This window comes from Pseudomonas sp. H1_D05 (genome assembly GCF_054682705.1).
Window position 1 is genome coordinate 2566774 of record NZ_CP162825.1, and the last position, 10624, is coordinate 2577397.

The 10624-nt window shown below is 59.3% G+C and carries 7 protein-coding genes; 1 reads left to right on the forward strand and 6 read right to left on the reverse strand.

Annotated elements, in window-relative coordinates:
* Positions 1–331 precede the first annotated feature (331 nt).
* Positions 332–5005: a DUF4329 domain-containing protein gene (locus AB4O11_RS11555; RefSeq protein ID WP_460130689.1), complete on the forward strand. Its 4674-nt coding sequence runs from the start codon at positions 332–334 to the stop codon at positions 5003–5005.
* 67 nt (positions 5006–5072) lie between these two features.
* Here the strand turns inward: AB4O11_RS11555 and AB4O11_RS11560 are convergent, their stop codons facing one another.
* From AB4O11_RS11560 to AB4O11_RS11585, 6 genes are all read right to left on the reverse strand, one after another.
* Positions 5073–6446: a PepSY-associated TM helix domain-containing protein gene (locus tag AB4O11_RS11560; protein WP_460130691.1), complete on the reverse strand. Its 1374-nt coding sequence runs from the start codon at positions 6444–6446 to the stop codon at positions 5073–5075.
* 110 nt (positions 6447–6556) lie between these two features.
* Positions 6557–8677, reverse strand: a complete 2121-nt coding sequence (locus tag AB4O11_RS11565) for a TonB-dependent copper receptor (protein WP_460130692.1) — start codon at positions 8675–8677, stop codon at positions 6557–6559.
* An 84-nt stretch (positions 8678–8761) separates the two neighbouring features.
* On the reverse strand, positions 8762–9208 hold the full coding sequence (locus AB4O11_RS11570) for a DUF2946 domain-containing protein (RefSeq protein WP_460130693.1): 447 nt from the start codon (positions 9206–9208) through the stop codon (positions 8762–8764).
* A gap of 21 nt (positions 9209–9229) precedes the next feature.
* On the reverse strand, positions 9230–9709 hold the full coding sequence (locus AB4O11_RS11575) for a copper chaperone PCu(A)C (RefSeq protein WP_460089706.1): 480 nt from the start codon (positions 9707–9709) through the stop codon (positions 9230–9232).
* Positions 9710–9757: 48 nt separating this feature from the next.
* Complete coding sequence (locus tag AB4O11_RS11580; protein WP_122599673.1) at positions 9758–10156, reverse strand: DUF2946 domain-containing protein; 399 nt, start codon at positions 10154–10156, stop codon at positions 9758–9760.
* Positions 10157–10253: 97 nt separating this feature from the next.
* Positions 10254–10544 (reverse strand): addiction module antidote protein, encoded by a 291-nt coding sequence (locus AB4O11_RS11585; protein WP_186620962.1) that lies wholly within the window; start codon positions 10542–10544, stop codon positions 10254–10256.
* Positions 10545–10624 lie beyond the last annotated feature (80 nt).

Genomic DNA, 10624 nt, shown 5'->3' on the forward strand with positions numbered 1-10624 from the left:
GTTGTAAGGTGGGGGCGCGCACCAGTAGAGGACATCTGACGGGCGCTGGTGCGTCCGGGCGCGCCAGATTGGGGCGCACTACTGAGCGGGAAGATGAAGATACATAAACGATAAACATGTACCTCGGCTCACGGCGCGTGCAGCAACACACTCATTTGATCGTTATCCCGATTGTTCTTCGCAGGTTTCTATCATGAGTAATAGTTCAGTCCGATCCAGACGTGCCGCAACCGAGTCCCGAAAATCCAGGCTACCTCCCCTGAGTCCGCCGTTTCTGTCAGAGGAGGATGCTGCGTATTGGGTTCATACGCGCATACCGCCCAAGGCGGAAATGGAATATGGCAGCGTGATTTTGCTGCGGCCGGATGGGAAATTCGTGGCCACTTCACCGATACCCGGAGAGGCCACCACCTTTGATTTGAGCACCATCATCGACTTCGATGTGCTGGGAGAGCTGGAGCCGCCCAAGGGGTATCGGTTTGCTGCAAACATTCACAGCCATGCCGCTCTTCACGATGTCGTAGGTGAGGCCTATCCAGAACTGGATGAAATGAACCTGCGACTCTTCATCAACTTCTTCTCCAGTAGCGATTTCATGGGGGATGTGGATGGGCGCGCCTATTTTCGTAGTTCATACCTCTCCGGCCCCGATGGAACATTGCTCAAGTATTCGCCCAGTGGTTCGAAAGCGGAACTCGATTACTACCGTTGGCACGAGGCAGGTGCACGACCAGGGCGTGAGCCGTGGACTCGTGACGTGATGAGCATCATCAATAAGCTTGCATCTGTCGGTGAACTGAAAGTCCTCGTTTCAAGTGCAGACTGGGGGCATTCGGTGGGTGTCGTACCGCCGGACTGGCAACCAGGCCAGGGTTTTTCAACGGGCAGGGTGACCGAATTACCTTTGATGACCCGCATTTGCTCCACTGTCGAGCGGGCGGTACTCGCTGCACTGAAATCAAGAGGTGCACAGGACTCGGGGTTACTGCTGAAGAAGACTGCTGGCAATGAGTATGTCGCGACCCATGCACGCCCGTTCGGGCTCGCGTCATGGGATCCAGCGAAGATCTTTGCGGCGGGTGATGACGGTCAATTACGGTTGCCTGAAGGCTATAGGCTGGAAGGTTTTTACTACGCCTCCCGTCCTGACCCTTCGCGGCTCACTCCTGCTCAGCCGTGGCTCTACGAGAATTTCTTCACGCCACAGGACATTGCTCTGGCCATTTCGTGTCACAAGAGGAGTCAGCAATTGGCTGTGGCCGGTCGACCTTTGTCGCTGTACATGCAGGCCAACGATGCGTCCATGTTGAAGTACAGCTTCAGTGGCAGCGAGATAGAAGCGGCACTGAGCGTCGAGCATTCCGACGGGTCGATCACCGACGCCGGGGTGCAATCCAGGTTGCTGACTGGAGCATTGTCGCCACGGGAATTTGTCTCGATGCTGATACTGGCGGGCCGGCTTGAGGTGTTGCGGGGCAGCGCGCTCTGGGCACGTTTGGGGAGGGTGGGCCTGGAATGGATACCCTTCGCGAACTTCCCTTGGCCGCCATTGAGTCAGGCGTTTTTATCCGCCGATGACGCCGTTCGGTATGCCCACGAACAAGTCGGCATTCGCCGTGACCGCCAGTACGCAGGCTATGTATTTCAGCGCAGCGACACACGCTTTGTGGTCACCGAGCCGTTGGAAGGGGATATCGATGTGCTGGACCAGGGGCGACTTTATCCTCGGGATAATCGAGGGCGTCCGGTTTTCCCTGACGACCACGTGGTGCATGCCCGATATGTCTCCCACGTCGCGCTCACGCAGCTTGAGCCGGTCAATATCAGTTCCCGGAAGTGGACGCTCCAGGAGGCGTTACTAAGCCTGCAAATGTTGAGTGTAGAAGAGGTGCGGCAGGTATTGCTCGATAACACCGTTCTGTATTGCTCTGCTGCCATGAACAGTCTGGTCAGGTTTGCACCTTACGCAACCCCGGCTTCGAAGGATCTGGCGCGACGCCTGGGAACACGCGTGCATCCCGGTCCATTGGCTCTAGGTCTGGACAAGGGCAGCAAGCGACCGCAAGACTTCATCAGGGAGCAGGCCGCCGCCGGCTGGCTGTTCAACCTGACGGACAACGAGTTGTGGGGCCATCGCGGCCAAATATTACCGGGCTGGAGCATGTCAGAATCCGCCGGGTCAACCTCCGCAGAACCGACGTCACCCATACCTGCACTCCCTACGCCGTCCCTGCCTCAGCCGTCGCTGCCCCCGTATCCTTCGTCGTCTTCGCCCCGGCCATCTTCTCCTCGGCCTTTGCCATGGAAGCGGCCTGAGTTCGTCATGTACGGTCCTGTCTGTTCTTCGGCGGACGATGCGGCACAGTATCTGTTTGCTGGCGACAGGCGTTTGCACGATGAGAACCGTGCCTGGTTCGGATTCATCCTCAAGCACAAGGATCGGGAGGAATACATCGGCACGGAACTGTTTCCAGTCAGCGGTCAAGACAGCAATCTTTTTCGGCAGGCGTTGGTGTTCGCCTCTCGACGGTCGGCGCCGTGGCATCAATACCCGGAAGGCTTCGACATGTATGGGAGCTTTTATGCGCATCAGAAAGTAGAAGCATCTTCGAGCAGCCCTGAAGACTGGCTGGCGCAGTATTTTGTTTCGCCAGACATCCTGACAACAGCCATGTACTACGGTCGCCGTCGGCCTGTAATCGCTTCAAGCCCCGCCGCGTTTTATCTTGCCACTCGGGACGGTGCTCTGCTCAAGTATGCGAGGAGTCAGGCAAGCAAGTTGTTCCATGACGACACGTCTGAGACAACACTCGACTCGATCAAGCGAGGGCTCGCGTCCGGCGAGTGGCTGCCGACGGATTTCGTCCATACGGTCGCTGAAAGCGGCGAACTCTCGGTGTTGCGAACAAGCGCGTGCTGGGATCGGTCAGGAATGGTCAGGCCAACGTGGCAGCCCTACGCGAATCTGCAGCGGCGCTGGCTCGGCCCGGTTTTTCAGAGTGCTGACGATGCCGCAGCGTTTGCCAGATCGAGCTTGCCGCTGGTCACGGACAAACCTTTTGGCGGCGTCATTCTGAAACGCCCCGACGGCCTTTACGTAGCCTCTGCGCCCATCAAGGTGTCGCGGGAGGATTTCGACATCACCGAGATTTTTCCGGATGAAAGCAAGGGCGCCGGGGTATTTCCTGATGGCTGTATTATCACGGCGCGTTATCGATCCAGAGTGGCCAGGGAGCTGTCGGTCATTTTTTCTCGTATTGAGAAGCAGATCTATCTGAACATGCTGTCCGTCGACACCGTGTACTCATCCTTCCAGCGGCTACCAAGAGTGGCATGGGATGAATACCTGTTCGGCCCCGACGGTTCGTTGATCCGCTATCAGCCAGGAATATGGGATCGTCTGCGCGCAGATCTCTTGGCAGCTCTGACGGATTACAAAACGCTTCCTGCGTCCCTTGATGGCGATGCGATAAAACAGAACATACGTAGCGCCAAGCTGAAACCGAGTGAATGGGTCGACGCCTTGGCAAAGGCCGGTTACTTGCAAATTGTCATCGGCAGTGAAATCTGGGGTTTGCCCCGCCAGATCAGTCGCTGGGTTCCTTTCTTTGCTGATCTGCAGCCTCTAATGGATTACACCAGAGCCGCGAGCGCACCACTTTGCAGCCCAGTGTTCGTTCAAGCAGATGCTGTTGCCCGGTATGTTCATGAAGTCTCGGTGAGCAGGGACACCCAGACGTTCGGATTCATACTGCGCTCTCGGGATGGCTTGTTCCTCGCCAGCCTGCCCGTTGAAGTGCAACGCTCTGGCCTGGCTGTGGATCGAGTATTCGAACAGGCAAGACTGCCTTCAGGGTTTGAGCAGGATTCGATTTATCTGCGCGCAGCGCTGCCTCCGCTCGGCGCACGGCCTGACGATATGCGAAATGTCTTTGTACTTCCCAACGATGTTCAGCAAGCCTGCCGACAGGCCAGTACGCCGCGGGGGTACAGACCGATCTATATCTCCTGTGCCGATGACGCGTTGTTGAAGCTGCAATTGCATGCGTTTGAACCCGGCGTGTTCTACGACGCTTTCGGGCAGGTTGAGTTGCGCCCCAATGCGTTTGTATCGCGTGAACAGGCAGCGATCGATGAACGTGACATTGCCAGTGGCCGATTCAGATTTACAGACTACGTGCACCGGATGGCCAAGGCCGGCCGGCTCGACGTGATAGAAACCAGCGACTACTGGTCGCGGCAGGGTCAAGTGGATGAGCATTGGCAACCGCGTATGGCCGATACTTCCAACGAGCAGCGATGGCGAGATAACCCGGTGCCGGCGCTGGGACCGATTTTTCATCACCCTGACGATGCCGCCCGCTATGCGCAACAACGCACGGACGATTCCGGTCACAGTGAAACCGGCTACGAAGGCGCGATCCTGGCGCGGTCGGCCAGCAGTCGATTTGTCCCGCTCGAGCCAATAGTCTGGTCTGCCCATGCCGAGGACCCTGTCCTGCGGATATTTCGCTCGTCGAGTGATCCGACGATCAGTTGGCGCAATCCGGCGGCGCGTTACCCCAATGGCTACACACTCGTGGCCAGCCACCAGTTCCATCTGTCGGGCAATACCACGCTCGCACCGGACACTGATGATGTCAGAGCAAATTTCGCTTCGCCTGCGCGTGTGCATGCGCATACGCATGAACTGAAGAACCAGGGTTTCGACATTGAGGATTATTACTACTCAACGCCGAACCACGTGTTGATCAGGTACACACCCGTTTACTCGCAGGCCGAGAGGGATTTGCTGCTGGCCCGGCCTGTGGATTTCGAAGCGGGGCGCTGGGTCAGCCGGCTGAGTCCGGGCGAGTTTGTTTCACAACTCATGGAGCTGGGTGAATTCAGGGTGCTGCTCGCCGGGCATTACTGGCGTCAGACCGGACGAATGGGCGCCGGCTGGAGAGTGCGTCGCCAGCAGCCTGTAACGGAGGGTGGTGCGCGAGTCAGGGACGAGTTGTAACGTTCGATCCAGTGGCTACACGGCAGGAGTGTGCCGCCGTCGGCGGCCACTCCACATTGAGTCGGATTTACGTCGAGGCAGACTCAGGTTGCCGGTCAATGAGCGATAGCAGCAATCGATCCAGCAACCAGACGACCACCAGCGAAGCCCCCACCAACGGGAACACCACCGCCAGCGCCAACATGATTACCACGCCGGTTTTCCATTTCGGCAAGTCATGACGCAGCGGCGGTACGCCGAATTTGCCCTGTGGCCTACGCTTCCACCAGATCACCACACCACTGACGGCACTGAGCAGAATCATCAGGCAGATCAGCAGCACGACGATCTGGTTGAAGGTGCCGAACATCTTGCCTTCGTGGAGCATCACGCCGATTTCCGTGGCCCGTGCCACAGTGCCGTAATGTTCGAAACGCACATCGGCGAGGACCTTGCCGGTGTACTGATCGACATGCAGGGTCGCATCGTTGCGCGGGTCATCGGCGAACACAGCGATGGTGAACACACCGGTGGCGGTGGTCGGCAGGGTGATGCTGTAGCCCGGCTCGACCTTGCGTTGGGTTGCAATGTTTTGCACGTCTTGCAGGCGGATGGCGGGTGCTGCGGGGCCGGCGTTGCTGGCGCCGTGGTTCATGTGTTCGGCGTGGTCGCCGGACATTGGCATCGGCGTGTTTTCCATCGCCCATGGCACGGTCTGGCGGGTGGCGCTGTTAAGGCTGCGCGCCTCGACATCGGAGGTCGGCACGTTGTCCCACATCGCCGCTGGAAAGACGTTCCACACCTGGGCGTATTGCTTGCCCCAGAAACCGGTCCAGGTCATGCCACTGAGCAACATTACCAGCAACAGTGTGGCGCCCCAGAACCCGGTGACCGCGTGCAGATCACGCCACAGCACGCGGCCGCGACTGTTCAGCCGTGGCCACAGAATGCCCGCGGCCTGACCACGTGGCCACCACAGGAAAAGTCCCGACACCACTAGCACCACGCCCCAGCCGGCGGCCATTTCGATGAGGCGGTCACCGACGGTGCCGATCATCAACTCACCGTGGATGGCGCGGGCGATGGCTTGCAGATTCTGCTTGGCATCCTGCTCGCCAAGGATGTCACCGTGGTATGGATCGACGAATACGTTGAGTTCGTGGCCGGCGTTCTTCACCACAAACTGTGCGCTGCGCTCGGCGTTGACCGGTGGCAGGTATTGGGTGACCTGGCCTTGTGGATAAGCGCTTTTCACCCGCTGCAGCAGGTCATCGGCCGGGACAGTGTGATGGCCGGCGGGGACATTGAGCAGGCTGCTGTACATCACCGAATCGAGCTGCGGTTTGAACAGATAAATGATGCCGGTCAGGGCCAGCATCACCATGAACGGGGCGACGAAAAGACCGGCGTAAAAATGCCAACGCCAGGCCAGGTTGTAGAAATTCGGTTTGGGCTGTTTCATCACGTGTGCTCCGCTTGGCTTGGATCTTCTAGTTGTCATTGGCGGTTGCTGCGCAACCGATCGCGAGCAGGCTCACTCCTACAGTGGGAGCCAGCCTGCTGGCGATGCTGTTAGAAACTCATGTCGACCTTGGTCCAGAGCGTGCGCCCCGGCTCATTGATCGCTTGCGGGTCATTGGCCGGGTAGCCGAATCCGGCGTTGCCCGCCAGGTTCAGGTGTTCGGCGTAAGCCTTGCCGAACAGGTTGTCGACGCCGCTGCTGACCTTCCAGTTCTTGTTGATCCGGTAGGCACCGTTGAGTGAGAACACGCCGAAGCCCGAACTCTTGTCGTAATCCTTGCCGACCACGTTGCCCTTGTTCTGATCGATACGATTTTGCGCGGCAACCACCCTCCAAAGTGCACCGGCGCTCCAGTTGTCTTCGCTATAGGTCAGACCGAAGCGTGCATCCAGCGGCGGCATCTGTGGCAGAGCCTTGCCGTCACTGCTGTTCTTGCCCCAGGCGTAGGCCAGGGTCGCATCGGCTTTCCAGTGGTCGGTGAGTCTGTACGCGGCACCGAGTTCACCGCCCATGATTCGCGCGTCAATGTTCTCGGCGCGCGAGGTGCTCATGCCCATCATTCCCGGGGTGTAATCAAAGAGGATGTAATCGCGCACCACGCCGATATAACCCGAGGCCCAGGCTTCAAGTTCGGCGCTCTTGTAGTTCACGCCAAAGTCGAACTGAGTGGTCTTTTCCGGTTTGATCGAATCGAACGCGTTGACCGATCCTGCCGGGCCGGATTTGGGCGAAAACAGCTCCCAGTAATCCGGGAAGCGTTGCGCGTGACCGAGGCCCGCATAGAGCGTGGTCGGACTGTCGGCGAGGTCATGCTCGTAGCGGATGAACCCGCTGGGCAGGGTGTCGGCGCGGGTATCGTCGGCGGTCGGGTTGGGGCGGGACATCATTCCCGAGCCGGTGGTTTGCCGGTAATCCTTGGCTGAAGCGCGGTCGACGCGGGCGCCGCTGATCAGCCGATCACGGTCGGCGGCGTACCAGGTCATTTCGCTGAACACGCCATAGTTATGGAAATCGGCGTCCTTGCTGTACGGCTGATCCTTGTAGGTATCGATGCCCATGCCGCTGCGCTGGCGGTGTTCGTTGGTCTGCGCGTCGAGGCCGGTGATCAGCTGAATATCAGCCCAGCGCCAGGTGGCTTTGATCCGCGCGCCGAGGGTGCGGCGGTCGACATTGGACGCCATTGGGCCCGCCATCATCCCGGTGCCGGACGGCGTGCGCAGGGTGTAGTTGTCCATCACGTGGTCGGCGTAGTTGTAGTAGACCTGCGCTTCGAGTTTCTCCAGCACGTCAGTGATGTTGGATTTTTCGAAACGCAGGCCGAGGCTTTCGCGCAGGAATTGCGAGCCGTCCATGCCGCGTCCGGCATAGCGCGCTTCGCCGTCGCCCTTGCCGGCGGTGAGCTCGATCAGGGTGTCGGCGTCCGGGGTCCAGCCTACTGCGATGTCGCCGTTCCACTTGTCGTAGCGTGAGGCGACGATGTCGTTGTTGCCATCGCGGTAATCGTCGGAATGCGCGGTGTTGCCGATCACGCGCACGTAGCCCAACGGGCCGCCGGCAGCGGCGTCGACAACCTTGTCAAAACGTCCGTGGGAGCCGGCCAGAATGCTTGCGTTCACGCGGGTGCCGAGTTCGCCGAAGCTCTCTGGCTCACGATCGAACAGCACCGTACCCGCCGACGCGCCGGGGCCGTAAAGCACCGTTTGCGGGCCTTTGATCACGGTGAGTTTGTCGTAGGTTTCCGGCGAGATATACGAAGTCGGCGCGTCCATTCGGCCGGGGCAGGCGCCGAGCATCATGCTGCCGTTGGTGAGGATGTTCAGGCGCGAACCGAACATGCCGCGCAGCACCGGATCGCCGTTGGTGCCGCCATTGCGCACCAGCGCAAAGCCCGGAATGGTCTTCAGATAATCGCCGCCATCACTGGCCGGCACCGGTTGGCGCGGGTCTTTGGGGTTGGTGAAGATGGTCAGCGGTGAGCTCGGGGCGATCGCGGTAATCACCGTAGGGCTCAGTTCTTCCTGGTGGCCGGCGTGATCATCGGCCAGTACCAGCGGTGACAGCAGGACGCCGCAAAGGACGGCGGTAGCGTGCCTGAAACGAACCCGCGATTCGTTCAGAGCGAAGGACGCCGGGGCAACGCCCGAGCGTGGAACAGCAGCAAACCTGGACATGACAATTTCCATCAAACAGTCGTAAACGACACGGCCGGCAGCCTGAAGCTGTCTTCTCAACCGTGTGCAATCAAAGGTGCGTGTTTACGCTGCGATGGGCGGGGCGCGGGTGCGGGCGCCGGGGAAGAAGGGTTGCCGGGCGTGGCCCAGGCGCGGGGAGGGCGGGGTGAAGGTGTTCAGCGGCGGGATGTTGAAGGCGACGAAATCACCGCCCCCAGTCAGCGCCGGGCAGTTGAACAGCAGGCTGCAGTAGCCGCACTTTTCCCACAGCACGTGGTGCGAGGATTGCGGTGGGCAGTGTTCGGCGCTCGGTTTTGCATCATGGCCCGCGTGATCCATGCCCGGCATGTCCATCGACATGTCCATGCTCATCGGCATCGATGTCGAGGCGTGCTGATCCATCGGCATCGACTGAGAAATCAGTGGGCCGATGAAAATCATCAACATGGCGAACAGGGCGATCCAGCTGCCGCGAGTCAGGTGTTGAGTCTGACGGCGTTGTCGGGAGGGCCTGGCGCTCAGCGGGCGCATGGGCGGAGTCTGCCGGAAGGCTTACTGGGCGTGCGCGTGGGCCTGTGTGGTTTCCGGCGGTTTCTTCTGCACCGAGACTTCGACGGTGACGTCACCGGCCTTGTCGAAATGCAGCGTCAGCGGGAAGCGCTTGCCGTCGCTGAGCAGGCTGCGGTCTTTCGGGTTGAGCAGCATCACGTGATAGGCCATTGGCGCAAACGTCACGTTGCCGCCGGCCGGAATGGCCACGCTCGGCACTTGTTGCATCTTCATCAGATCGCCCTGCATGACGTGTTCGTGCAGTTGCGCTTCCGGAGCGATGGGCGAATCGACGCTGAGCAAACGATCGTCAGTCTTGCCAGCGTTGTGAATGATGAAATAGGCGGCGACTGTCGGTGCATTCGGCGGCAACTCTTGCGACCACGGATGGGCGATCTCAAGTTCCCCAACTTTGTATTCGTGAGCATGGGCAAAGCACGCCGGCAACAGCAGCGCAGCGACGATGATGAGTTTGTTCAACATGGCAGTTCTCCAGAACGATTTGAAACGCAGGTCAATTGCGCGAACAAATCAAACCAGAGGGGAAGCGCGGGGATTGAGACTCGGCCATTGCTGGCGCGGCGTGGGTGTTTGCAGAGAGGCTGGCGCCACGCTGCGGTTGCTTTCGTAGCGGGCGAAATACAGCTGCGGCGAATGCCCCGGCAACGCCACCAGTGGCGCCGAGCCTGAGCAACACCAGCAATGCTGCATGTTCGAATGATTGTCGTTGCTCGGGGCCTTTTGATCGGTGGTGCCGATGTTGATCGCAACCATCTTCGTCCCGCTGCCGGTGCAGAAACTGCTCCAGAGCAACTGTTCGGCCGGTGAATTGGCCGCCTGCGCCATCGCTCCCGTCATCGGCATGGCGAGCATGTTGAACAGCACTGCAAAGCAGGCGATCCAGGCAATTGCTAGCCGGTGTCGGTTCATGGGACAGATCCATTGGGTGGGCGATCAGGCGCGGCTATTTAGCCTGATCAGGGCCGATAAGTAAAAAAGCGTCGTGCGGTTTGGTGTCGCAGCGCCTTCACAGTGTTACGGCATGCAATCGCAAACCCAGAGCCTTCATGACTTTCATGATAGTTGCGAATTCGGGATTGCCAGTGCTACTGAGCGCTTTATAAAGACTTTCGCGACCCAAACCTGCATCCCGCGCCACTTGTGTCATGCCTTGAGCTCGGGCGATGTCATTGAGTGCTGCACGAATCAGAACGCCATCGCCTTCATCGTCGTCAAAACAGGCATCCAGATATGCCGCCATATCCTCGGGAGTCTTGAGGTACTCGACGGCGTCAAAACGGGCGAATTCTTCTGACATTGGATGTGTGCGCCCTTGGAGTCAAAGACGTTGAGCGTAGAGGTGGACGCTGACTGCCGATAGTCAGTGATTCGTTAAGT

Coding starts and splice junctions, on each gene's coding strand:
- AB4O11_RS11565 (WP_460130692.1), bottom strand. CDS start 8,677: ATGTCCAGGTTTGCTGCTGTTCCACGCTCGGGCGTTGCCCCGGCGTCC.
- AB4O11_RS11570 (WP_460130693.1), bottom strand. CDS start 9,208: ATGCGCCCGCTGAGCGCCAGGCCCTCCCGACAACGCCGTCAGACTCAA.
- AB4O11_RS11585 (WP_186620962.1), bottom strand. CDS start 10,544: ATGTCAGAAGAATTCGCCCGTTTTGACGCCGTCGAGTACCTCAAGACT.
- AB4O11_RS11560 (WP_460130691.1), bottom strand. CDS start 6,446: ATGAAACAGCCCAAACCGAATTTCTACAACCTGGCCTGGCGTTGGCAT.
- AB4O11_RS11555 (WP_460130689.1), top strand. CDS start 332: ATGGAATATGGCAGCGTGATTTTGCTGCGGCCGGATGGGAAATTCGTG.
- AB4O11_RS11580 (WP_122599673.1), bottom strand. CDS start 10,156: ATGAACCGACACCGGCTAGCAATTGCCTGGATCGCCTGCTTTGCAGTG.
- AB4O11_RS11575 (WP_460089706.1), bottom strand. CDS start 9,709: ATGTTGAACAAACTCATCATCGTCGCTGCGCTGCTGTTGCCGGCGTGC.